Origin of the sequence: Actinocorallia populi (genome assembly GCF_002995495.1) — a bacterium.
Lineage (GTDB): Bacteria > Actinomycetota > Actinomycetes > Streptosporangiales > Streptosporangiaceae > Actinocorallia > Actinocorallia populi.
Genome location: NZ_PVZV01000001.1, coordinates 719,798 through 742,485, shown reverse-complemented (window position 1 = coordinate 742,485; position 22,688 = coordinate 719,798). Strand labels below are relative to the sequence as shown.

Here is a 22,688-nt window from a genome sequence, read left to right as displayed (position 1 = left end):
ATGCCCGTACCGGTGGCCCCACGCTTCCGCCGCCTGGCGAGTTCGCCCTGGTCGGACGCGGCGCTCGCCGCCGGAGCCGCCGTGGCGCAGACGGCGCCGCTGCTGTTCCAGCAGAGCTCCAGCGGGCAGCCCTGGCACTGGTGGGGTTATGTCGCGGCGGTGGGGGCCTCGCTCCCCCTGGCCGCGCGGCGCCGGGCGCCGGTGGCGGTCCTGCTGGGCTGCCTCGCCTTCTCCGGCCTCTACGACCTCGTCGGGCCGCTGGCGTCGCAACCCCTGTGGTACGGGGTGCTCGTCGCGCTGTACGGGGTCGCGGCCGGCTGCCCGTTCCGGGTGCGGATGTCGTTGCTCGCGGTGATGTGCCTGGTCGGTCTGATCACGGTCGGCTCCCCGGACACCGCGACGCGGGGCATCGTGCTGTACGTCGCCGCGTACGCGTTGGGCCGGGCCTCGGCCGGGTCCCGCGCGCAGGCGGCCGCCCTCGCCGAGCGGGCCCTCCGCCTGGAGCGCGAGCGCCGGATGGACGAGGAGCGCGCCGCCGAACGGGAACGCGCCCGCATCGCCCGCGACATGCACGACGTCCTGGCGCATTCGATCAGCCTCATGGTCGTCCAGGCCGAGGCGGGCCCGGTCGTGGTGGAGACGGCGCCCGCCCGCGCCTCGGCGGCGTTCGACGCGATCGCCGACACCGGCCGCGACGCTTTGGACCAGTTGCGCCGGATGTTGTCCGTGCTCAAGGACGACGACGGCACGCGCGCGCCGCAGCCGACGGTCCACGACCTGCCCGCGCTCGTCCGCCAGGTCGCCGGAGCCGGGCTGGAGGTGCGGTACGACGTCGAGGGCGAGCCGCGTCCGCTGCCCGCGGACTGCGGCGTCGCGGCGTACCGGATCGTGCAGGAGGCGCTGACCAATATCGTCAAGCACGCCGGGGAGGCCCGTGCCGAGGTGCGGCTGCGCTGGCGCGCCGCCGCGCTGGAGATCCGCGTCGTCGACGACGGCCGCGGTGCGGGGACGGTCCTGCCGTCCGGCCGCAACGGGCTGATCGGCATCCGCGAGCGGGCCGCGGCCTGCGGCGGGACGGCGGCGGCGGGGCCTCGGGCCGATCGCCGTCCGGGATTCGAGGTGAGAGCGCGGTTGCCCCTGGCCGCGCCGGAGGAGGGAGCGGCATGACGATCCGCGTCGTGGTGGCCGACGACCAGGAGCTGGTCCGTGCCGGTTTCGCGATGATCCTGGACGCGCAGCCCGGCATCGAGGTCGTCGCGGAGGCCGGGGACGGCTTCGAGGCGGTCGGCGCCGCCCGCGAGCACGGTCCCGACGTCGTCCTGCTCGACATCCGGATGCCGGGGATGGACGGTATCGAGGCGGCCCGGATCATCGGTGCCGAGACGTCCGCCCGTGTCATCATGCTGACCACCTTCGGGCAGGACGACCACATCTTCGACGCCCTGCGCGCGGGCGCGAGCGGCTTCCTGCTCAAGGACGTGCGGCGCGACGACCTCGTGCACGCCGTCCGGGTGGTCGCGGCGGGCGAGTCGCTGCTCTCGCCGTCGGTCACCCGCACCCTGATCGCCGCCTTCACCTCCGGTTCGGCCGTGCCCCCGGCCCGCACCGAGCGGCTGGACGTCCTCACCGCCCGCGAGCGCGAGACGCTGCGGCTGCTCGCCGGCGGCCTGTCCAACGCGGAGATCGCCGCCCGGTTCACGGTGAGCGAGCACACCGTGAAGACGCACGTCAGCAACGTCCTGTCCAAACTCGGGCTCCGCGACCGCGTCCAGGCCGTGATCGCCGCCTACGAGACCGGCCTCATGGTCCCCGGCCGCTTCACGGACGGTGGCCGCTGAGCGCGGCGAAACGCTCGGAGATCATCTCCAGTGCCCGCCGCTGCGTCGCGTTGAGGACGTCGGCGGAATAAGCGCCGAGGAGGTCCGACGCGTCGGCGAGGCCGGACGGGGCCCCGGCGATCTCCTGGACGACGGGGGCGAGCGCCGACGTGAAGTCGTCGACGAAGGCGTCGCGGTCCTCGGGGGCGGTGCCGGCGTCCAGGGCGTCGAAGCGGACGTTCAGGGCGACCATGGCGGGGAGCAGGTCGGGGGAGCTCAGCCGCTCGTACAGGCGTGCGACCTCGGGCATCGCGGTCTCGTCGGCGAGGTGGGCGAGCAGGACCGACTGGTCCCGGTCGAATCCGGCCAGGCCGGGTGACGGGTAGGCGTCGGCGAAGCGGGCGAGGAAGCGGGCCAGTTCGGGAGGCGTGTCCGGGGCCGCGCCCTCCGCCCGGATCCTGGCGATGTGGCGGCGGCGCTCGGACAGCCGGTCGATCTCCGCGGCGAGTTCGGCGTCGAGCCGGTCGAGGAGGGCCGCGCCGTCGTGGCCGGGGTCGTCGAGCAGCGGGCGCATGCGGTCCAGGGGGATGCCGAGGGCGGCCATCCTCTTGATCCGCAGGACCCTGATCAGGTCGCGAACCCCGTACCGGCGGTAGCCGTTGTGCGTCCGCGGGGGCTCGTCGAGCACGCCGACCTGGTGGTAGTGGCGCAGGGCCCGGACGGTCACCCCGGCGGTCCGGGCGAGTTCGCCGCTCCTCACGCCCGCACCCCCTCCGCCGCACCGTCCGTCTCCTCCAGCGTACGGAGCGCCCGCACCGACAGGGACGCGGCCGCCGCGACCGCCCACACCGCCACCAGGATCACGGCCGCCGCCTCCGGGCCCGCCGCCTCGGTGAGGGCCGCGGCGACGAAGACGGCGACCGGCGCCGCGGCCGTCATCATGGCGTTCTGGGTGCCCATGATCCGCCCGCGCATCGCCTCGGGAATCCGCTCGATCATGAGCACCCCGAGCAGCCCGTTGAACAATCCGCTCGACAGGCCCACCGCGAACGCTCCGGCGAGCACGATCTCGGCGGACGACAGCGCGGCGATGAGCGCGAAGCCGCCGGTCACCCCGGCGAGCCCCGCCACGAACCAGGCCCGGCGCGATCCGCGCCGCCCCGCGACCGCGTAGAGCACGCCGCCGACGAGCATGCCCGCCGCCATCGCGCTCAGCACGAAGCCGAGCAGGCCGGGCCGGTCGAGGAAGGCCACCGGCAGGATCAGCGCCTGGAACGCGGCGAGCACGAACACGGCGGCGAGGCTGAGCCCGGTGACCGCCATCAGGAACGGGCTGCGCACCAGCACCAGCCACCCTTCCCGCAGCCGGGCCCGCCCGCCGTCCGCGGTGTCACCGCCGACCGCCCCCACGCCCCGCGGGATGAGCAGCGTGACCAGCGCCGCCGCGAGCGAGGCCGCCGCGGTGATCCACAGGGCCGCCGCCCCGTCGAGCAGCACCATCAGCGCGCCCGCCCCCGCGGGACCCAGCAGCAATGCGAGCGCCCCGAGCCCCTCCCGCATCCCCGTGAGCCGCTCGGCCCCCATCCCGCCGTGCCGCACGATCGCCGGGAGCAGCGCCTCCCGCGCCGTCAGCCCCGGCACGTCCCCCAGCGACCCGAGGACGGCGCTCGCGACGAACCACCCCAGGCTCAGCTCCCCCACCAGCTCGACCAGCGGCAGCATCCCGATCGCCGCCGCCGACACCAGGTCCGTGAGGACCGACGCCGTCCGCCGGTCGATCCGGTCGATCACCACCCCCGTGAACAACCCCGCCAGGACCGCCGGCACCACCGACACCGCGGCGACGACCCCCGCCCCCCACGCGCTGCCCGTCACCTGCAGCACGACCAGCGGCAGCACCACCCCCGCCAGGGAGTTCCCCACCATGGACAACACATATGAGGCGAGATAAGCCCCCGACACGACCTTCACGTCCCCCACCCAAAACCCCGACGCAACGTCGGAGTCAACCCCGGTCGGCGACCTTCCTTGATATCATCAAGTGAATCGTTGATATCAAGGAAGGTGCCTCCATGAGCCGTACCGTGATCGACCTGGATGACGACCTGCTCGCCGAGGTCGCGAAGGCGCTCGGGACCAGCACCAAGAAGGAGACGGTCAACACCGCCCTCCGCGAGGTGCTGGAGAACCGGCGGCGAGCACTCGCGCTCACCCGCCTTCGCACCAACGCCGCGGCAGGCGCCTTCGACCTCGACCTCTTCGAGGACAAGACCGACTACCGTCGATGAAGGCAGCCCAGTACCTCATCGACACCAGCGCCCTAGCCCGCTTCATGCGCCCCGACGCCGAACAGTACGGCTGGGACCAGGCGGCGGCGGCCGGGCTCATCGCCGTCTGCTCCATCACCGAACTGGAATTCTTCTACAGCGCCAGATCCCTGGCCGACCGCGAACAGGGCATCGAGGACATGCGCCTGCTCTTCGGCTGGGCCCCCGTCGACGACCGCGTCTACGACCGGGCCTGGAAGGTCCAAGAGGCCCTCACCCGGCGGGGACAGCACCGCAGCGCCGGCCCCGTCGACCTCATCCTCGCCGCCGCGGCGGAGCTCCAGGGGCTCACCCTTCTGCACCGCGACCGTGGCTTCGAATGCGTCGCCCGGGTCACCGGCCAGCCCCTCCAGTGGTACGGCCCCGAACCCGGCAAATAACCAGCCTGCGGCGGACTTTTCGCCCTGGATGGCCGTTCCCGCCTGGAGTGGTCCAGACTGTGCTCACGTTGTTCTTCTCGGAAGGTTCGCACGTGGACGTGATCTCCAGCCTGCTGTCCGCCCTGTCCGGAGGCGAGGTCGAGATCCTCGACCTGACCGCCCCGCTGAGCCCCGCGACGCCGGTGCTGAGCCTGCCGGAGCCGTTCGCCAACACCATCCCGCTGTCGCTGGAGAAGGTGAGCGACTTCGACGCCGACGGCCCGTTCTGGAGCTGGAACAACATCCACACCGGCGAGCACACCGGCACCCACCTGGACGCGCCCGTCCACTGGGCGACCGGCAGGGACGGGCTGAGCGTGGACCGGATCCCGCCGTCCCGGCTGGTCGGGCCCGCCGTCGTCGTCGACTTCACCGCCGAGGTGGCCGAGGATCCCGACTTCCTCCTCGGTCCCGATCACCTCGACGCCTGGGCCGCCGAGCACGGGCCGCTCCCCGAGGGGTGCTGGCTGCTGTTCCGCACCGGCTGGGGCTCGCGTTCCGGGGACGCCGCCGCGTTCGCCAACGCCGACGAGGACGGCCCGCACACGCCGGGCGTGTCCGTCGCGGGCGCCGAATGGCTCGCGGCCTCGCCCATCAGCGGGTTCGGCGTGGAGACCGTCGGCATCGACGCGGGCCAGGCCGGGGGGATGGAGCCGCCGTTCCCCGTCCATTACCACCTGCTCGGCGCCGGCAAGTACGGGCTCACCCAGCTGCAGGGCCTCGACCGCCTTCCCGGGACCGGCGCGATGCTGGTCGTGTCGCCGCTGCCGATCGTGGGCGGCACCGGCAGCCCCGCCCGCGTCTACGCCCTGGTGCCCCGCGCATGACCGAGACCGTCGCCGACCTCGCCGGAAGGCTGCTCGCCGACCTGGGCGTCGGGCATGCCTTCGGCGTGGTCGGCAGCGGCAACTTCCACCTGACGAACGCGCTGCGCGCCCACGGCGTCCCGTTCGTCGCGGCCCGCCACGAGGGCGGCGCGGCGAGCATGGCCGACGGCTACAGCCGCCTCAGTCCGCTTCCCGCCGTCCTCACCACCCACCAGGGCTGCGGGCTCACCAACGCGATCACCGGCATCGCCGAGGCCGCCAAGAGCCGCACTCCCCTGCTCGTCCTCACGGCCGACACGGCGGGGGCGGCGGTGCGCTCGAACTTCAGGATCGACCAGGACGCGCTGGCCGCGAGCGTCGGCGCGGTACCTGAACGGGTGTACGGCGCGTCCTCCGCGGTCGCCGACCTGACGCGCGCCTACCGGACGGCGGTGCACGGACGCCGGACGGTCGTCGTCAGTCTTCCCCTGGACGTCCAGGCGGAGGCGGTCGGCGACGTACGGTGGACGCGCCCCGCCGCTCCGGCTCCGGTCCGGCCGGCGAGCGCCGCCGTCGAGGCGCTCGCCGCGCTGCTGGACGCCGCCGAACGCCCGGTTTTCATCGCCGGGCGGGGAGCCCGTGACGCCGGACCGCGGATCTCCGCTCTGGCCGCCCGCGCGGGCGCCCTGCTCGCCACGTCCGCCGTCGCGAACGGGTTGTTCGCCGGCGAGGAGTTCGATCTCGGGATCTCCGGCGGGTTCTCCTCCCCGCTGACGGCCGAACTGATCGGCGGCGCCGACCTCGTGGTCGGCTGGGGCTGCGCCCTCAACATGTGGACGACGCGGCACGGCTCCCTCATCGCCCCCGGCGCGAAGCTCGTCCAGGTCGACGACGACGCCTCCGCCCTCGGCGCGCACCGGCCCGTCGACCTCGGTGTCCACGGCGACTGCGCGGCCACCGCCGCCGACGTCCTGACGGCTCTGGGAGACGGCTCCAGCACCGGCTACCGGCTGCCGGAGATCTCCGCGCGGCTGGCCGAACGCCGCTGGTGGAACCAGACGCCGACCTCCGATCTCTCGACGCCCGACCGGATCGACCCGAGGGTCCTGAGCGGCGAACTCGACCGGATCCTCCCCGCCGAACGCGTCGTCGCGATCGACTCCGGCAACTTCATGGGCTATCCCAGCGCGTACCTGCGCGTCCCGGACGAGTACGGCTTCTGCTTCACCCAGGCCTTCCAGTCCGTCGGCCTCGGCCTGGCCAGCGGCATCGGCGCCGCCCTCGCCCGTCCCGGCCGCCTGGGCGTGGTCGCCACCGGTGACGGCGGCTTCCTCATGGGCGTCTCCGAACTCGAGACCGCCGTCCGCCTGGCCCGCCCCCTCCTCATCGTCGTCTACGACGACGCCGCCTACGGCGCCGAGATCCACCACTTCGGCTCCGCCGCCGACCTCGGTACCGTCACCTTCCCCGACTCCGACCTCGCCGCGATCGCCCGCGGCCACGGCGCCCGGGGCGTCACCGTCCGCACCCCCGCCGACCTGGCGGAGGTCGCCTCCTGGTCGCGGTCCCCCGAAGGCGTCATGGTCGTCGACGCCAAGGTGGCCGACGACGGCGGCTCCTGGTGGCTGGCCGAGGCCTTCAAGGGCCACTGAGGCCCGGACGTTCAGGCGCGGGCAGGCCTCGGAGACCTGCTCAGGGCCGTGGCCGCGACCGCGCAGACGGCCAGGGCTCCGCCCGCCCACAGGACGGAACGGATCCCCGCCCGGTCGGCCAGGTGGCCGCCCACCAGGGCGCCGCAGGCGATCGAGGCGTTGAAGAGGGAGACGAAGAGCGCGGAGGCGCCTTCGCGGGCGTGGGGCGCCGCGGTCTGCAGCCAGGTCTGGGTGGCGACCGACACCCCGCCGTACGCCGATCCCCACACCACCAGGAGGAGCGCCGCGGCCGCCAGGGAACCGCCGAGCCACGGGATCAGGAGAACGGCGGCGGCGAGCACCGTGCCGATCACCAGCAGCGTGTTGCGCGGGGACCGGACCGCTCCGGCCCCTCCCGCGAAGTTCCCGGCGACGCCCGCGAGACCGTAGGCGAGCAGCAGCGCGCCGATCAGCCCGGCGTCCGCGCCCGAGATCTGCTCCAGCGCCGGCCGCACGAACGTGTAGGCGGCGAAGTGGCCCGTGACCAGGAGGGCGACGATCACCAGTCCCGCCCGTACGGCTCTCTCCCCCGCCAGCCGGGCGATCCCGTCCAGCCGCACCGCCTGGTCCACGGGCAGCCGCGGGAGGAGCGCCGACAGGGCGACCGCGACCGCGATGCCCAGCACGCCCGCCGTCGCGAAGGCGGCGCGCCAGCCCACGAGGTCGCCGAGGTACGTCCCGGCGGGCACGCCCAGGACCGAGGCGACGGCGACCCCGCTGAAGATCCAGGCGGTGGCGGCGCCCACCGATCCGGCGGGCACCAGCCGTGCCGCGAGCGGCGCGGCGAGCGCCCAGACCCCGCCCATGCCCACCCCGACCAGCACCCGGCCGCCCATCGCCGCCTCGAAGCCCGGCGCCCACGCCACCAGGAGGTTTCCCGCCGCGAGCAGCAGCATCAGGGCGCGCAGCACCGCGCGCCGGTCCAGCCGCCGGATGGCGGGCACGGTCAGCGGCGCGGCGACCGCCGCGACCAGCCCGGTCGCCGTCACCGTCAGGCCGGCGGTCCCCTCGCTCACGTCCAGTGCCCGGCTCATCGGGGTGAGCAGCCCTACCGGCAACATCTCGGACGTCACGACCGTGAAAGTGGCCGCGGTGACGGCGGCGACCGCCAACCACCCTCTTTTCGCCGACGCTTCCGTACGGGCTCGCGCCCGGTGCTCTGTCTCTGCCATGCCCCCAGGCAACCGGCCGGCCGTGCCGGGAACAACGGACGACCTCTCATCCTTCAATGAGTCAGGCTCATCGATCATTCGGAGGCGGCGGAGGGCGGCGCGTGCGGAATCTCGACCTTCACGAGCTGGAGGCCTTTCTCGTTCTCGCCGAGGAACTGCACTTCGGCCGGGCCGGAGAACGCCTGTACGTCTCCCAGAGCAGGGTCAGCCAGCTCCTGCGCTCCCTGGAGAGCCGGATCGGCGCGCGGTTGGTCGAGCGGACGAGCCGCCGCGTACGGCTGACGCCGTTGGGCGAACATTTCCTCGCCGGGCTCCGGCCCGCCTACGACGGTCTGCGTGCGGTGGTCGACGACGCGCGCTCCGCCGCCCGCGGAGTGGAGGGGCGGCTGCGCCTCGGTTTCCAGGGGGCGGCCGGAGACCATCTGATGCGCGCCCTGGCCCTGTTCCAGTCCCGGCATCCCGGCTGCGTCGTGGAGCTGGTCGAGCTTCCGCTGTGCGATCCGTTCGGCGCCCTGAGGCGCGGCGAGGCCGACCTGTCCGTCGTCCTGATGCCCGTCCTGGAGGACGACCTGGTGGTCGGGCAGGTCTTCTCCCGGCAGCGGCAGACGCTCGCGGTCTCCGGGCGCCATCCGTTCGCGGCCCGTTCCTCGCTGTCGGCGGAGGAGCTCGCCGGATGCGAGCTCATCGGGGTGGCCGGACCCGCCCCCGGGTACTGGCGTCGCGCGCTCCGCCCCTCCGAGACCCCCGGCGGGCGCCCCATCGCCGCGGGCCCCGTCGTCGACACCCTCCAGGAGGGGCTCACCCTGGCCGCCACCGGCCGGGGAGCGCTGCTCCTCTGCCGGTCGACCGCCGAGTACCACGGCCGCAGCGCCCTCTCCCGCGTCCCCGTCACCGGGCTCCCCGACTCGGCCCTGGCGCTCGTCTGGCACCGCGACCGGGAGACCGCCCGCGTCCGCTCCTTCGCCGCGGCCCTGTCCGAAACAGCGGACGAGGCCGCCGCGTCCGGGCGGATCACCACCGCACGCTGAGCTCCTTTCTCGCCGTTTTCGCAGCGGCCGTTCACCGTGGTTCCCGCCGAGCCGTCCAGGGAAGGCCATCGGACAGAGGGAACCCCCAGCAGTCAACCACCATCAAATGGATATAAACCCATAATCGACTACAAACAGAAGGTTCTCTACTTTTGGGGCGAGGGACGTGGGAACTGAAACTCGGGTTATCCTCGTTCCGCGAGCGGCGCAGACGTCAGATGTGGCAGGTCGCCACAAAAGCCGCAGTGCGTCCGAAATACCGCCCATTCGACGCCAAAAGGGAAGCGACAGCTCATGTATGACCTGATCATTGTTGGCGGGGGCATCATCGGATGCGGCATCGCGGAATGGTCACGCATGAGCCTCTCGCGCATCTGCATTATCGAGCAGAGCGATAAACACCTCACCCAGGGTACATCGGCGGCGGCCGCGGGCGGGATCAATCCCTTTCTCGACGACGACGTGGCCGAAGGGCTCGGGCTGATGGCCGCGCGGAGCAGGAGCCTGTACCGCGACTGGGCGAAGCGGCTCGGCGCCGAGTCGGGTCGGCCGCTCTGCGTCCGGCGCACCGGGCTGCTCCAGCTGGCGGTCGACGAGGCGGAGGTGGACCGGCTGGGCAACAGGGTGCAGCCCCGCCTGCACGAACTGGGCGTCGACAACACCCTGCTGACGGGGGACGAGGCGCGCGAGCGGGAGCCGCTGCTCGGCCCGGAGGTCCTCGCCGCCCTGGAGCAGCCGGAGGACCTGGTGGCCGAGCCCATGAAGATCATGAGCGCGCTGCACCGGGTGCTGCGGGCCGACGAGCGCGTGGAGACCGTCCACGCGCGGGCGGTGGCCGTGCGGACGGCGAACGGCCGGGTCGACGTCGAGCTCGCCGACGGACGGGTGCTGACCGGCGAGCGCGCGGTCGTCGCGGCGGGCCACCGCAGCGGCGGGCTCCTCGCCGGCCACGGCGTCCCCTCCGGGGTGTTCCAGCCGGTCAAGGGCCAGATCCTGGACATGCGGGTGCCCCCCGGCGGCGCCCCGGGCTACCTGTGCGACATGGTCACGCACGAGACGGGCGGCGAACGGGTGGCCTTCGTCGCCCCCTACACCGGCGACCGCATCGCCGCCGGTGTGACGTTCGAGCCGGACGAGACCGACCCCACGCCCCTCCCGGCGAAGGCGCGGCAGCTGATCCTGCCCAACCTGCGCCGGGCCCTGCCGAAGGTCGCGGACTACGAGATCCTGGGATTCCGGGCCGGCATCCGCCCGAAGACCGCCGACGGCATCCCGCTGGTCGGATTCGTCGACCAGGACCGGCGCGTCATGGCCGCGACCGGCCACGGCGGCTGGGGCCTCACGCTCGCGCCCCGCACCGCCCAGCTCGCCGCGGGACTGCTCGCCGACCGCCGCCCGCCCAGCGGGGACGACCGCGCCGACCTCGCGCTCTGCGACCCCCTGAGGTTCGCCGGCCGCGCCCTCTAGCCCCGGCGCCGTACCGGCTTCTCCTGCCCGAGCATCTTCACGGTGTCGTTGAGCAGCGCGACCGTGTCGACGAGCATCGTGACGGTGTCGACCGCGAGCTGGTCCCGCACCCGGTCGACCGAGATGTCCCACTGCCGGGTGAGCCCGTGCACCCGGTCGAGGGCCTCCCACAGCGGGAGCAGCTCGGGCCGGACGCGGGCGGCGGGCATCCAGTGGTGCAGGATGTGGCCGATGAGGGGGCGGACGTTGCGCAGCATCCGGTCGGTGGACCCCGAGCCCGGCGCGGCGCGTTCGAGGATGGTCTCCACGGTGCCGAGCAGCCAGTCGTGCAGTGCCAGGTCCTCGACCAGGTCCAGCAGGTCGTCCACGCGCCCGCCGGGCACCGCGAGCCGCACCAGCCGGGTCCCGTCGGGGACGACGGTGAAGCGGAAGAGCGAACCGCCGTCCTGGAACGCCCAGCGCCACGACCCGCGCGGCGCCCGCAGCGGCAGGCCGCCGTCGAGCAGCGCGGACGCCTGCACCCCGTTCATCGCCTGCTCGGCGATGGCGCCGAGCCCGATGCCCCGGGCGCCGTCCTCGGCCTCGGCGAACCCGGCGGCCGCGTCGTCCGGCTCGAGCCGTCCGAGGTACTCCACCGCGCCGGGGCGCCCGAGGTAGTGCGACCAGGGCAGCCGGTGGCCCCGCTCCGACGGGACGAGCGTGGTGTAGGCGCACGACTGGAGGACGCGCCCTCCGGTGAGCGTCACCCGTGAGGCGACGGTGCCGACGCCCCGGACGCGCCGCCCCCGCGCCGACGGCATCGTGCAGTCGACCCCGGTCAGCGTCTCCGGGGAGACCGCGTAGGGCCTGGGCCGGCTCGCGTACCGCACCTGCTCGCCGGGTATCAGGCGCAGCAGGTCCGAGGCCTCCTCCAGGGTGATCTCCGTGGAGTGGTGCAGGAACCCGGTGCGGATCTCCCCGATCGCGAGCAGGCCCTCAGAGGTGGTCGGTGAAGACATGCTCGACCCTCCGCACCAGTTCGTCCGGGACGTCGATGCCCTCCCTGCCCGCCTGCTCCCTGATCTGCCCGATGACCACCGGGTCGACGGCGACCTGGCCGAGGATCAGGCGGACGGCGGCCTCCACGTCCGAGAAACGCGTCTCCAGCACGGTCATGGTCCGGAAGGCCGCGAACGGGTGCGCCCGCTCGGACAGCTGGACCACCGGCGGGAGGTCGTGCCACTCGTCGGGGTAGGCCTTCTCGCGGGGCCAGCGCTGCGGCGTGACGATCGCCTTGCCCTCGTCGCGCAGGACGCCCAGCCTCAGCAGCTGCCAGACCGCCGCGAGGAACGCGCAGGACCAGCGGCGCTCGCCGTCGGGCTCGTCCCACAACTGGACGTCGACGCAGATCGAGTGCAGCCGGGCGTCGTTCTGCCGCGGCGGGCTCCAGCCGCGGGAGCCCGCCATGGCCTCGCGGGGCTCCCGGGTCCCGGCCATGCCCTCGCTGTTGGTGAGCCAGCCGGTCTCCTTGACGGGCGGGCGCGTGCCGTCCGTGCCGGGCGGCGGGTCGGGCACGACCCGCTCCAGGACCAGTGCCGCCGGCGAGACCTGCCCCGCGTCGGCGCACGCCGACTCGCGGGCGACGTAGTCGAGGGTGATGCCCTCCCGCTCGGCCGCTTCGAGCAGCTCGGGGATCAGCTCGACGGGCTTGCGGATCCTGCTGAAGTACTCGTCCACCAGGAAGCAGGTGCTCACGCGGCGGTTCGCGTAGCGGCCCAGCACGAACTCGGCCCACGGCCTGATCCGCGCGAAGTGGCGGCGCAGCGCGTCCGGACCGCTCAGGAGGTCCTCCATGTAGAGGTGCCCGAGCTCCAGGGAGAGGTGGGACCGGGGGACCCGCTCCACCCGGGGCCGGTCCGTGAGCACCGAGGCCTCGAGCCGGGGAATGTTCACGGCCTGCTCCAGGTGTCCCCGGTCTCGATGTCCTCGGCCAGCCGCTGGAACGCCTGGACGGTCTCCTTGTTGGCCACGTCGTCCTGGACGTCGGAGTCGGTGAGCAGCTGCTCGCGCCACTGCAGCACCGGGTCGAGCGGGATGCTGGCGATGACCACGCTGCGGCCGAGCCCCAGCTGGATGGCGCGGTCGTTGAGGTTGCTGTTCACCTCGCGCAGCCAGGTCTGCTGGGTGGCCTGCAGCCCGCGGGCGAACGCGCTGTCCGGCTCGATCACCGCGGTGCGCACGAACCGGATCCGGTCCCGCAGCGAGCCCTCGGAGTAGCCCAGGTCCTGGCCGACCTGGACGAGCCCGCTCCGGCCGTCGACGAGGTCGGCGGCGGCCGTGATGTGCTGCCGGGTCCACCGGTGGAACACCAGCCAGCGCGCCTCCATGTTGCGTCTTCGCAGCTCGTCGTCGGCCGTCACGGCCAGGAGCATCTCGGCGGCGTGCGAACGGCCTGCGCTCAGGTCGATCAGGACGAGGCCGAACTCCTCGTTGAGCCGGATGAGGAGCTTGACGCACCGCTCGTAGACGTCCCTGGTCATGTTGAACTCGCCGCCGCCGAGGTCGCCGGGGAACAGGACGAGCCGGCCGGCGACCGAGCGGCGGGCGCGGAGCTCGCGCCTGCTGCTCGAACGCCACACGTCGATCCGCTGCGGCTCGGTCACCTGGCCCTGGAGGTAGTGGTGGAGGCCGCCGCTCTCGACGCCGTGGTAGACCTCGTCCACGCCGAAGACCGCGCCGGACGTGGGGGAGCCGAAGTCGAAGTCCAGGTAGCACGTGTCATGGCCGAGCAGAGCCCGCTGGTAGGCGACGTTGCACGCCGTCACCGACCTCCCGGTGCCGCCCTTGTCGGACGTGGCGATGACGAGCACCTCAACCAGCCTCCCTGTCCGCCTTGCGGCGGGCCACTTCGAGCCGGTCGAGCGACTCCAGGGCGTTGAGCGAGATCCCCATGGAGGTGCCGGGCCGTTCGTCGATGATCTCGCGGCAGCGCTGCAGCCTGGTGCCCACCCGCTCCAGCTCGGTGCGCAGGTCTCCGGTGACGCCGGCGGGCGTGCCCAGCACCTCCCGGTCGTATCTCCGCTCCGCCTCGGAGAGCAGCTCCCTGGCCCGCCGCAGCAGGTCCTGGCTGGGCGCCACATCGGTCTCGATGTGGTTGATGACCGCCACCAGGCACTCCACGATGCGCTCGGTGTAGTACCAGGACGGTTCTTCGAACCGTTCCGTGATCCCCGGGAAGGCGTTGCTCGGGTCGTCCCACAGGCCGCCGCCGGACTTGGACGTCATGCGCCGCTGGTGCAGGTGCTCCCAGATGTCGTCGGAGAACGCGACCACGGTGTCGCGCAGCTCCTGGTTCTGGGTCAGCGAGGCCAGCCGGAGGACGCACTTGTACAGGACGGCCGAGTAGTCGGAGAGCTCCCACGCCAGGAGCGGTCCGCCGTCGAGCCCCTCGCTGCCCGGCAGCGGGATCAGGGTGCCCGGACGGTGCAGTTCGACGCCCTGGTCGTCGGTCTCGGCCCGGCGGATGATCCGCCCCCGCTGGCCGAGCTCCTGCAGCACCCGGTGCATCCGGCCCAGGTCGGACAGGGTGGGCGGGTTGATCGCCGGACGGTTCTCCAGGTCGGAGATGACGATGGAGCTGACGAGCAGGCTGAAGTGCTCGGACGCCCGGCGGTCGTTGGTCCGCCACGGGACGTCCTCCAGCGGCCACCTGCCCTCGCCGTAGGTGGCGATGCTCGACCAGTAGCGCTGGGTGATCTCCCAGCGCAGCCGCAGCGAGGCGGCGAGGCGCTGCTGCTCCTCGCTCAGCAGGCTCAGCCGCGCGGTGCGCGGGGAGAAGAGGTCGGCGATGCCGTCCAGGGCGTTGAGGGTGAAGTACAGGATCGGCGCCCCCCGCGCGACGCCCTTGCGCTGCGTGGCGAGGCTGGCGACGCCCTCGACCTCCGGAGCGTCCTGGGCGATGCCCCAGGTCCAGCCGACCTCGAACAGGCGGTTGCGGTTCTCGAGTTCGTCGATGCTGCTGCCGAAGCCGATGCTGACCTCGCGGACGGACGCGCGGATGTCCGCGAGCCGGTGGAAGAAGTCCTCGGTGATCCGCCTCGGCGAGTCGTTGTGCTGGTTCAGCGTCCGGATGAGCGCCTGCCCTTCGGGCGCCTCCGGCGAGAAGATGTTGATGACGAACCCGCGGAGCAGGCCGACCATCGCCGCGGTCAGGCGCCTGCTCGCGATCTCCTCCAGATGGCGCAGCCTGTCCCGGGTGTCGCTGCTGCGGACCGCGCTCTGGTAGTCGCGGACGAAGGCGATCGTGCTCAGCATCAGCGTGACGGCCATGGAGCACGAGTCGACCATGTCCATCTGGGCCTGGGCCCCGGTGGGCTCCTCGCCCTCCACCGCGCTCAGGAAGTAGCTGCCGCCGGAGAAGACCGGGCCGTCGTCCTCGGTGTAGTCCTCGATGTGCCTGATCAGGATCTCGACCAGCCGCCGGGGGATCTCGAACTCGTCGCCCAGGCCCCCGAGCGCCTGCCGGATGTCCCGCTGCGTCTGGTCCGGCCGGCTCAGCCGGAACACCCGGGTGAACGAGGCCGGATAGAGGATCGACAACAGCAGTTCGGCGTCACTGATCGAGTTGCGCGCCGATCGTCCGTTCCAGAGCCACTCTCCCTGCGGATCGTTCTTGGGCACTGAATAGTCGATGATGGATCGCCAGATTCCCAGGAGCTCCTCGCGGGGCTGAATCCTCATGTTCTCGCCTGAGCTTTCTGTCCGCAGACCAGAATCATGCCAGTGTATCCCGCACGGACGGGATTCGGTCCGGCGTCGAGTCGGCAGATCTCCAGATTCTCCGCGCCCGCCACCGCGGCCGCCACGTCGGATGCGGTCACGGCGACCGCAGGAAATGCGTCCTGTCCCACTTTCCAACCTCGGGAGTTCTCCATGAAGGCCGCCGCGAAGGGCGCCCCCGGTTTGAGTGCGCCGAGAAAGCCCTGCACGGCCAGCCGGAACTCGGCGGTGCTGGAGGATATGGATTCCGCCACGAAGAAGAGCGTTCCAAGGTCCCAGTGTCCGCCGGGCAGCCGGAAGACCGAACCGAACTCCACACGGCTGCGTTCGCGCAGCTCCAGGCGCGGCCGGGTCAGCGCGGCATAGGCCGGCGCCTCGTCCAGCACCGCCCAGAAGGGGTCCCACGTGCCGGTGTAGGCCTGCGTCTCGCGGCGCAGCCAGGCGAGATTGGCCTCCGAGTAGTCAAGGAGCGTCAACCGGTCGCAGAAGGGCAGCATGGCCAGGGCCGGATACAGGTTCGCTCCCGCTCCCACGTCCACTCCATGCAGTCCGCGCCGCCACCCGAGCACTTCACCGAAGAAGTCGCGCACCTTCGCGAGAAACACCAGATCATTCCGGTGTGGAATGAGATAATTCTTTCTGAAGTACGCGTCGGGATTAAGCCTGTTCCATTCGAAGTCACTGTTGAAACCTGTCCCCCATGGCCGATTCCGGCCAGACTCCGTCGGCACGGACATCGAGCCTGACTCCTCTAATGAAGATGCATGAAACATTGTAGGAATGTATATGTCATCGCGCATCTCCTGGCGAGCGCGCTGAGACGGGAGGCTAGATGGGCGGGCCGATAATCCGGAAACTCGAGGAACTGGACGACTTCGAGAGGGCCCGCAGGCTGTTCGACAGGATCTGGGCGTTCGAGCCGGGGGGCGACCCGTTGTCGACCGAGGCGCTGCTGACCCTGGCGCGCTGCGACAACTACGTCTTCGGCGCCTTCCACGGGGACCAGATGGTCGGCGCGTCCGTCGGGATCTTCGGACCGCCCCGCAGCCGGGAGATGTGCTCCTACATCACCGGGGTCGCCACCATCGGCTCGGGCACCGGCCTCGCGCTCAAGCGCCACCAGCGGTCGTGGGCGGTCGAGCGGGGCGTCGAACGGATCTTCTGGACCTTCGATCCGCTGATCCGCAGGAACGCGCACTTCAACCTGGTCAAACTCGGCGCCCGCGCGGAGAGCTACCACGAGGACTACTACGGGCGGATGCCCGACCTCATCAACGTGGACGACGAGTCGGACCGGATCCTCGCCGTCTGGCACCTGGACGATCCCGGCGTCGCCGCCGCCGCACGGGACGCCCCCCTGCCCGTGGAGGTGCCGCCGGACGCCGGGATCGCCCTCGAGGACCGCGACGACCGTCCCGTACGGCACGACGTCACGGCCCGGACCCTCCTGCTGCAGGTGCCCCGCGACATCGAGAAGATGCGGGCCACCGACCACGGCCTGGCCCGGGAGTGGCGCCGGGCGCTGCGGGAGACTCTCTCACCCCTGTTGGAGGAAGGCGCCACCGTCGTCGGCTTCCACGGCCGGACGAGTTATGTCGTCCGGAGAAAAGAGTGATCGATGCCGGAACGGTCTTCTCGGACGCGGTCCACGCTCACCGCCAGCGCCGTCGCCCGACGGGTGGCGGCCGCCCTGCTCACCGGAGTGCTCACGCTCGGGATCAGCTCCCTGGCGCAGGGCGAGCTGTCGGCCTCCGCCATCAACCTGTCGGTCCTGCTGGGCGGCATCGTCCTGCTGCTGCAGGTCATCATCGACTTCGAACGGGCCATCAACAACGTCGACCAGTCGATCAAGGACCGGTTCACCCGGGCGTCGGACATGGCACGCCTCCTGGACGCGGTGGGGTCCTCGGCCGTGGACGGCATGCTGGCCACGGAGCTGCTGGAGAACGCGGCCGGGATCAGCCCCGCCGCCCCGCCGCTGATCAAGGGGATCTCCGAGACGGAGGTCGTCCGCGCCTCCCGGTTCCTGCGGCAGCTCGCCCACGGTGAGGTCGTCTACGACGACGGCGAGGACCGCGACTGGCTGCTCTCGCTGACGCGGAACGCGAGGTTCGCGATCGACGCGACCAGCACGACGACCGTGGACGGGCAGGACGCGGGCTTCGCGCGGGGCTTCTGGTCCAACGACCTCGGCAACCGCTACCTGCGGGCGCAGAACGACGCGGTGCTCAACCGGGAGGTCAGGATCCGGCGGCTCTTCATCGTGCAGGACCTGGAGGAGTTCAACGAACCGCAGTTCGCCTCGATCATCGAGTCGCAGGAGAAGGCCGGGATCCACATCCTCCCGCTGCAGCGCGACCAGGTCCCGCCGACGTTGCGGCCCTCGCTCATCGACTTCATCCTGTTCGACCAGGTCGCCAGCTACGAGGTGATCCCCAAGCCCTCGCCCTCGCCGACGCCCGAGTTCCTCAACACCCGCCTCATCACCCGGCCGGAGCACGTGGTGGAGCGGCGCACCTGCTTCGAGGGGCTCTGGAACCTCGCCACCGAACTGCGGGACCAGTGAGCCCTCACACCGCCGCCTTCTCCTTCTCCGCCTCGCGCTGCGGCGATGCGTTCCTGCGCTTGCGCGCGTAGCGGACGAGCTCCACGACGGCGGTGATGCCGATGGCGATGCCCAGGCCGAGCAGGAGGCCCTTGAACGGGTCCTCCTCGAAGGCCACGCCGCCGATGTAGCCGACGAGCACCGAGTAGACGGCCCAGCTCGTCCCCGCCAGCACGTCGAAGAGGAAGAAGCGGCGGAACGGGTAGCGGGTCGCGCCCAGCGTCAGGGTGGTGGCGGTCCGGCCGCCGGGAATGTAGCGGGCGACGACCAGGATGAGGCCGCCGCGTTCGGTGACCTCCTTGCGCGCCCACCGGAACGCCTTGCCGTCCTTGATCCTGCGCGTGCCGCCGGCCCTGCGTCCCAGCCAGTAGGAGACGTGGTCGCCGAGGATCGCCCCCAGCGCCGCGACCGGGAGGATCAGCAGCGCGTCGGGCTCCCCCGTCGAGGCGGCGAACGCCCCCGTCGTGATGACCAGCGTCTCGCTCGGCACGACCGGGAAGAACCCGTCGAGCAGCGCGATGCCGAAGACCAGCAGGTAGATCCACGGCGACGTGATGAGGCCGTGCGCGAAGTCGAGGATCGTCTGCGTCATCCGGCCCGCCCCGCGTCGTCCCGTCCACCCCTCACAGCGCCCCCCGTGCCACTCGTCGTCCTCGCGGAATCATGACCTGCAACATTCATGGTGAATCTACGAGTTACGGAGAATCCTCCGCTTCCCCCAGAAGTCGCTCAGTGCCCCTGTCTTTCGTCAGGGGCACCCGTGAGACGCAGGGGGCGGCCGAGGTGTTCGGAAGGCGGCCCCGTCCGGGAGCGCTGCGCCGGACGGCCTCGGCCCTTCCCGAACGAACCGGCGGCCGTCAGGGACGGTCGGTGAAACCGGTGCGGTACGCCCAGACGACGGCCTGGGTGCGGTCGCGGACACCGAGCTTGTGCAGGATGTTCTTGATGTGCGTCTTCACCGTCTCCAGGGAGACGTGCATCGAGGCGGCGATCTCCGCGTTCGACGACCCGTCCGCCAGCGCGCGCAGGACCAGCGCCTCGCGTTCGGTGAATGGGACGGGCGGCTCGGGACGGCGGGGACGGGCGGCCAGGGACCGCAGGAGGCGGCGGGTCACCTGGGGGGCCAGGAGCGCGTCGCCCGCCGCGACGGTGCGGACCGCGGCGACGACCTCCTCCGGGGTCGCCCGTTTGAGGAGGAAGCCGTCGGCCCCCGCGGCGATGGCGTCGTCCACCACGTCGTCCAGGTCGAAGGTGGTGAGGACCAGCACCCGGGGGCGCGGCTCCGCCCAGGAGGCGATCTCCCGGGTGGCGTGGACGCCGTCGTGGCCCGGCATCCGCACGTCCATGAGCACGACGTCGGGGCACGACGCCCGCACCCCGGCGATCGTGTGGTGGCCGTTCGCCGCCTCGCCGACCACGGTGATGTCCGGTTCGGCCGCCAGGAGCACCCGCATCGTCCTTCTGACCAGCTCCTCGTCGTCGGCCAGGAACACGCGGATCACGCCGGTGCCCGCCGGGGGAGGACCGCGCGGACGAGGAACCCGTCCGGTGACGGTCCGGCGTGGAACTCCCCTCCTTCGGCCAGGACGCGCCGCCGCATGTTGGACAGGCCCCGTCCGGGGACGGGAGGGGCGAAACCGGAGCCTTCGTTGCCGACCTCGAGGCGCACCCCGTCCGCGGCCTGTTCGAGGCTCACCCGGATGACGCCGGTGTCGGTGTGGCGCAGCGCGTTCGTGACGGCCTCCTGGACGATCCGGTTGAGCGCTCTCGACCCGCCGGGGGACAGTTCGACCTCCGCGATGTCGAGGGCGAGTTCGCGTCCGGCGGCGCGGACCCGTTCCGCCAGTGCGGGCAGGTCGGTCATGAGGGGCATCTCATCATCGGGGGAGAGCGCCTGGATCACCTGGTCGAGCTCCTGAAGCGCCCCTCTGCCGAGGGTCTCGACGTGCCCCAGCGCCTCGCGCGCGAACTCCGGGTCATCGGCGAAGACCCTGCGGCCGACCGCCGCCTGCATGACCATCACGTTGACCGCGTGGCCCAGCGCGTCGTGCAGCTCGCGGGCCAGCCGGGTCCGCTCCTCCAGCAGGAGGCGTGCCTCGGCCGCCGCGTTGTAGGCCCGCCGGCTGTGCACGGCGTCGCCGCCCACCGTCGCGATGAGGAAGCCCATCACGATCCCCGGCACCGTCTCCAGCGGATCCCGGTCCAGCGCGATGTAACCGAACAGCCCGAACAGGAAGACGAGCACGCAGGCGAGCCGTCGACGGCGGTCCCCGTAGGAGGAGAAGCAGGCGCACAGCGCGATCCACACGGACCAGTGGACGATGGTCGCGGCGTAACCGGCCGCCGCGTTGACGGCCAGCACCGCGCACGCCGCGGCGAGCGTCCCCACCGGAGCCGTCCGCGGCCGGAGCAGGACGAGCACCGAGAGCACGCCCAGGACCACGCCGAGGGCGTCCAGCTCCCGGTAGGGCGGCTCCGACCGGATGACCAGGCTCGCCGCCACGGACAGGGCGACCAGTCCGGCCGACGACCAGATGCGCATACCGCATCGTCCCCCGGCGACGGCGCGGAGCGAATCCCTCGCACGAGGGAAGCGAGCACGAAAGCCGCGTTCCTAGCTTGTGGCCATGACGCCGCACGTGCCCCGTACCGGAAGCCGCACCGCAGGCCTGTGGTGGCTGGCGCTGAGCGCCGCCGCCCTCGCGGTGTTCGCGCCGCTGCCCTACCTGACCGCCCCGCTCGACGAACTCGCCGCGGCCGACAGCGGCCTCGCCGCCGACTACGCCGGCCGAGCGCCGTGGTTGCGGGCCGTCTTCTACGTCCACGTCGTCGGCGGCGGCCTCGCGCTGCTGCTGAGCCCCCTCCAGCTCTCCTCAAGGCTACGGGCCCGGACGCCGAAGGTTCACCGGGCCTGTGGACGGATCGTGCTCTCCGCCATCGTGCTCGCGGGGTTCGCGGGCCTGCTGATGGCTCCGTTCAACCTGGCCGGCCCCGTGGGCACGGCGGGCTTCGGATCGCTCGCCCTGCTGTGGGTGGGCTTCGCCGCCGCCGCCTATGTGACGATCAGGCGGAGGGACGTCGCCGCGCACCGCCGCTGGGCCGTCCGCCTCTTCGCCCTGACGTACGCGGGCGTCACGCTCCGGCTGTGGCTGATCGTCCTCATGGCCCTCCAACCCGGTACCGGCCCCGAGGCGGCCTTCGACCGCGCCTACCTCCTCGTGCCCTTCCTGTGCTGGGTGCCCAACCTCCTGGTCGCCGAGCGCTTTCACGTCCGCCGGGCGTTCGAGGCTTGAGCGGGTGCCGCCCCGGTCAGCGCAGGAGCGGGCGGACGACGGAACGGGCGAGGGACTCGGCGAAGGCGCGCGGGGCCGCGGGGGCGTCCGGGCCGTGCTGGTAGTAGCGCAGGAAGGCCTCCTGGAAGCAGGCGCCGAGGAGGAGGGCCGCGGCGGCTTCGGGTTCGGCGGCCGGATCGACCCGGCCTGCGTCCTGCTCCGCGCGCAGGTAGGCGGCGAAGGCCTTGCGGGGGCGGTCGGGGCCGGCGCCGTGCTGGGACATGGCCTCACGGTGCGCCCGCATGCGTTGCGGGTCCGAGAGGAGCGCGCCGAGCATGGGTATCGAGCGCTGGTAGAACTCCAGGGACGCGTAGGCGAGTTCGGCGAGGTTGTTCTCGATGTCGCCCTCTCCCGGCCGGACGGACACCCGGGACAGGCCTGGCAGCCTCTCCTCCAGGACGGCGAGCAGCAACCGCTCCTTGTCCCCGAAGTACTTGTAGAGCGTCGGCTCCGAGACCGCCGACGCCTGCGCGATCTCCTTGGTCGTGGCCTGCGCGACCCCGCGCGTCCGGAGGATCTCCGCGGCCGCGTCGAGGATCCGCTCCCTCGTGCTCATGCCGCCCTTCCTCCGCCGTTTGACAGGTTAGTGAACACTAGATCAGCATAGGGGCTAGTGTTCACTAACCCCTGGAGGGTCCGATGCGCATCACCGTCCTCGGCGCGACCGGAGGGACCGGGCTGCACCTCGTGCGCCAGTCGCTCGACGCCGGCCACCACGTCACCGCGGTCGTCAGGAACCCCCGCGGCCTGCCGGAGCACCCGCTCCTCGAGACCGTCGTCGCCGACGTGATGGACCCCGCCGCGATCGGCGCCGCCCTGACCGGCCGCGACGCCGTCGTGTCGGCACTGGGCCCCCGCGGCAAGGGCGAGACGACGGTGTGCTCCGACGGAGCCCGCTCGATCATCACCGCCATGCGCTCCACCGGCGGACGCCGCCTCGTCGTCGTCACCGCCAGCGGGCACGTCGTCGACGAGGGGGACGGCCCGTTCACCCGCGCCCTGGTCAAGCCGCTGCTCGGCCGCTTCCTCCGGGAGGCGTTCGCCGACTTCGTCCGCACCGAACGGGTGGTCCGCGACAGCGGCCTGGACTGGACGATCCTGCGCCCGCCGCGGCTCACCGACGGCGCTCCCCGCCCCTACCGCACCGCCCTCGACCGCAACGTGCGCGGCGGCATCACGCTCGCCCGCGCCGACCTCGCCCACGCCGCCCTCAACGTGCTGGACGACCCCGACACCGTCGGCCGCACCGTAGCCCTGGGGTACTGA

At 72.3% G+C, this 22,688-nt stretch carries 24 protein-coding genes; 12 read left to right on the top strand and 12 right to left on the bottom strand.

Annotated features, from left to right (window positions below):
* Both C2865_RS03725 and C2865_RS03720 read left to right on the top strand, forming a co-directional pair.
* Complete coding sequence (locus tag C2865_RS03725) at window positions 1-1,167, top strand: sensor histidine kinase (RefSeq protein WP_106396833.1); 1,167 nt, start codon at window positions 1-3, stop codon at window positions 1,165-1,167.
* Entirely contained in the window at window positions 1,164-1,838 is a 675-nt protein-coding gene (locus C2865_RS03720) for a response regulator (protein WP_106396832.1), read from the top strand. The genes C2865_RS03725 and C2865_RS03720 overlap by 4 nt, the downstream gene beginning before the upstream one ends.
* On the opposite strand, the gene C2865_RS03715 is transcribed toward C2865_RS03720, so the two are convergent.
* Both C2865_RS03715 and C2865_RS03710 read right to left on the bottom strand, forming a co-directional pair.
* Entirely contained in the window at window positions 1,819-2,577 is a 759-nt protein-coding gene (locus tag C2865_RS03715) for a MerR family transcriptional regulator (protein ID WP_157963541.1), read from the bottom strand. The two genes, C2865_RS03720 and C2865_RS03715, sit on opposite strands and share 20 nt — an antisense overlap.
* Window positions 2,574-3,752, bottom strand: coding sequence for an MFS transporter (locus C2865_RS03710; protein ID WP_269802694.1), 1,179 nt, complete (start codon window positions 3,750-3,752; stop codon window positions 2,574-2,576). The genes C2865_RS03715 and C2865_RS03710 overlap by 4 nt, the downstream gene beginning before the upstream one ends.
* 137 nt (window positions 3,753-3,889) lie before the next feature.
* Here C2865_RS03710 and C2865_RS03705 point away from each other — a divergent pair, with 137 nt between their 5' ends.
* The 4 genes from C2865_RS03705 (at window position 3,890) to C2865_RS03690 (ending at window position 7,021) form a co-directional block, all read left to right on the top strand.
* Window positions 3,890-4,105 carry a type II toxin-antitoxin system VapB family antitoxin gene (locus tag C2865_RS03705; protein ID WP_106396829.1) on the top strand — a complete coding sequence of 72 codons (216 nt, stop codon included), beginning with the start codon at window positions 3,890-3,892 and terminating at the stop codon, window positions 4,103-4,105.
* Window positions 4,102-4,524, top strand: a complete 423-nt coding sequence (locus tag C2865_RS03700; RefSeq protein WP_106396828.1) for a PIN domain nuclease — start codon at window positions 4,102-4,104, stop codon at window positions 4,522-4,524. Before C2865_RS03705 ends, C2865_RS03700 begins: the two co-directional genes overlap by 4 nt.
* Window positions 4,525-4,616: 92 nt before the next feature.
* Complete coding sequence (locus C2865_RS03695; RefSeq protein WP_106397469.1) at window positions 4,617-5,390, top strand: cyclase family protein; 774 nt, start codon at window positions 4,617-4,619, stop codon at window positions 5,388-5,390.
* Window positions 5,387-7,021 (top strand): thiamine pyrophosphate-binding protein, encoded by a 1,635-nt coding sequence (locus tag C2865_RS03690; protein WP_106396827.1) that lies wholly within the window; start codon window positions 5,387-5,389, stop codon window positions 7,019-7,021. The genes C2865_RS03695 and C2865_RS03690 overlap by 4 nt, the downstream gene beginning before the upstream one ends.
* An 11-nt stretch (window positions 7,022-7,032) precedes the next feature.
* Here C2865_RS03690 and C2865_RS03685 read toward each other — a convergent pair whose 3' ends face one another.
* Window positions 7,033-8,172, bottom strand: coding sequence for an MFS transporter (locus C2865_RS03685; protein WP_232835326.1), 1,140 nt, complete (start codon window positions 8,170-8,172; stop codon window positions 7,033-7,035).
* Window positions 8,173-8,333: 161 nt separating this feature from the next.
* Here C2865_RS03685 and C2865_RS03680 point away from each other — a divergent pair, with 161 nt between their 5' ends.
* Together C2865_RS03680 and C2865_RS03675 are read left to right on the top strand one after the other, a co-directional pair.
* Window positions 8,334-9,260, top strand: coding sequence for a LysR family transcriptional regulator (locus C2865_RS03680; protein ID WP_106396825.1), 927 nt, complete (start codon window positions 8,334-8,336; stop codon window positions 9,258-9,260).
* Between the two features lie 294 nt (window positions 9,261-9,554).
* Window positions 9,555-10,727 (top strand): NAD(P)/FAD-dependent oxidoreductase, encoded by a 1,173-nt coding sequence (locus C2865_RS03675; protein WP_106396824.1) that lies wholly within the window; start codon window positions 9,555-9,557, stop codon window positions 10,725-10,727.
* Here C2865_RS03675 and C2865_RS03670 read toward each other — a convergent pair.
* Genes C2865_RS03670 through C2865_RS03650 form a run of 5 tightly spaced genes read right to left on the bottom strand, consistent with a single transcriptional unit; the run spans window position 10,724 to window position 16,222 of the window.
* Window positions 10,724-11,725: an SCO2521 family protein gene (locus C2865_RS03670; RefSeq protein ID WP_106396823.1), complete on the bottom strand. Its 1,002-nt coding sequence runs from the start codon at window positions 11,723-11,725 to the stop codon at window positions 10,724-10,726. The genes C2865_RS03675 and C2865_RS03670 overlap by 4 nt on opposite strands.
* A complete protein-coding gene (locus C2865_RS03665; RefSeq protein WP_198652868.1) occupies window positions 11,703-12,659 on the bottom strand; it encodes an SCO2522 family protein in 957 nt (318 codons plus the stop codon). Before C2865_RS03665 ends, C2865_RS03670 begins: the two co-directional genes overlap by 23 nt.
* Window positions 12,656-13,576 (bottom strand): SCO2523 family variant P-loop protein, encoded by a 921-nt coding sequence (locus tag C2865_RS03660; protein WP_106396822.1) that lies wholly within the window; start codon window positions 13,574-13,576, stop codon window positions 12,656-12,658. The genes C2865_RS03665 and C2865_RS03660 overlap by 4 nt, the downstream gene beginning before the upstream one ends.
* 1 nt (window position 13,577) lies before the next feature.
* Window positions 13,578-15,446: an SCO2524 family protein gene (locus C2865_RS03655; protein WP_106396821.1), complete on the bottom strand. Its 1,869-nt coding sequence runs from the start codon at window positions 15,444-15,446 to the stop codon at window positions 13,578-13,580.
* Entirely contained in the window at window positions 15,443-16,222 is a 780-nt protein-coding gene (locus tag C2865_RS03650) for an SCO2525 family SAM-dependent methyltransferase (RefSeq protein ID WP_157963540.1), read from the bottom strand. The genes C2865_RS03655 and C2865_RS03650 overlap by 4 nt, the downstream gene beginning before the upstream one ends.
* A 95-nt stretch (window positions 16,223-16,317) precedes the next feature.
* Between C2865_RS03650 and C2865_RS03645 the strand changes: the two genes are divergently transcribed.
* Together C2865_RS03645 and C2865_RS03640 are read left to right on the top strand one after the other, a co-directional pair.
* The gene (locus C2865_RS03645) at window positions 16,318-17,100 is read left to right on the top strand and encodes a GNAT family N-acetyltransferase (protein WP_106396819.1); all 783 of its coding nucleotides are present in this window, start codon (window positions 16,318-16,320) and stop codon (window positions 17,098-17,100) included.
* A 3-nt stretch (window positions 17,101-17,103) separates the two neighbouring features.
* The gene (locus C2865_RS03640; RefSeq protein WP_106396818.1) at window positions 17,104-18,051 is read left to right on the top strand and encodes a hypothetical protein; all 948 of its coding nucleotides are present in this window, start codon (window positions 17,104-17,106) and stop codon (window positions 18,049-18,051) included.
* A 4-nt stretch (window positions 18,052-18,055) separates the two neighbouring features.
* On the opposite strand, the gene C2865_RS03635 is transcribed toward C2865_RS03640, so the two are convergent.
* The 3 genes from C2865_RS03635 to C2865_RS03625 form a co-directional block, all read right to left on the bottom strand.
* Window positions 18,056-18,682 (bottom strand): DedA family protein, encoded by a 627-nt coding sequence (locus tag C2865_RS03635; RefSeq protein WP_106396817.1) that lies wholly within the window; start codon window positions 18,680-18,682, stop codon window positions 18,056-18,058.
* 265 nt (window positions 18,683-18,947) lie between these two features.
* On the bottom strand, window positions 18,948-19,592 hold the full coding sequence (locus C2865_RS03630; RefSeq protein WP_106396816.1) for a response regulator transcription factor: 645 nt from the start codon (window positions 19,590-19,592) through the stop codon (window positions 18,948-18,950).
* The gene (locus tag C2865_RS03625) at window positions 19,589-20,632 is read right to left on the bottom strand and encodes a sensor histidine kinase (protein WP_106396815.1); all 1,044 of its coding nucleotides are present in this window, start codon (window positions 20,630-20,632) and stop codon (window positions 19,589-19,591) included. The genes C2865_RS03630 and C2865_RS03625 overlap by 4 nt, the downstream gene beginning before the upstream one ends.
* Window positions 20,633-20,717: 85 nt before the next feature.
* Between C2865_RS03625 and C2865_RS03620 the strand changes: the two genes are divergently transcribed.
* On the top strand, window positions 20,718-21,383 hold the full coding sequence (locus C2865_RS03620; protein WP_106396814.1) for a DUF2306 domain-containing protein: 666 nt from the start codon (window positions 20,718-20,720) through the stop codon (window positions 21,381-21,383).
* Window positions 21,384-21,399: 16 nt separating this feature from the next.
* Here C2865_RS03620 and C2865_RS03615 read toward each other — a convergent pair whose 3' ends face one another.
* A complete protein-coding gene (locus tag C2865_RS03615) occupies window positions 21,400-21,978 on the bottom strand; it encodes a TetR/AcrR family transcriptional regulator (RefSeq protein WP_106396813.1) in 579 nt (192 codons plus the stop codon).
* Window positions 21,979-22,061: 83 nt separating this feature from the next.
* Between C2865_RS03615 and C2865_RS03610 the strand changes: the two genes are divergently transcribed.
* Window positions 22,062-22,688: an NAD(P)-dependent oxidoreductase gene (locus tag C2865_RS03610; protein ID WP_106396812.1), complete on the top strand. Its 627-nt coding sequence runs from the start codon at window positions 22,062-22,064 to the stop codon at window positions 22,686-22,688.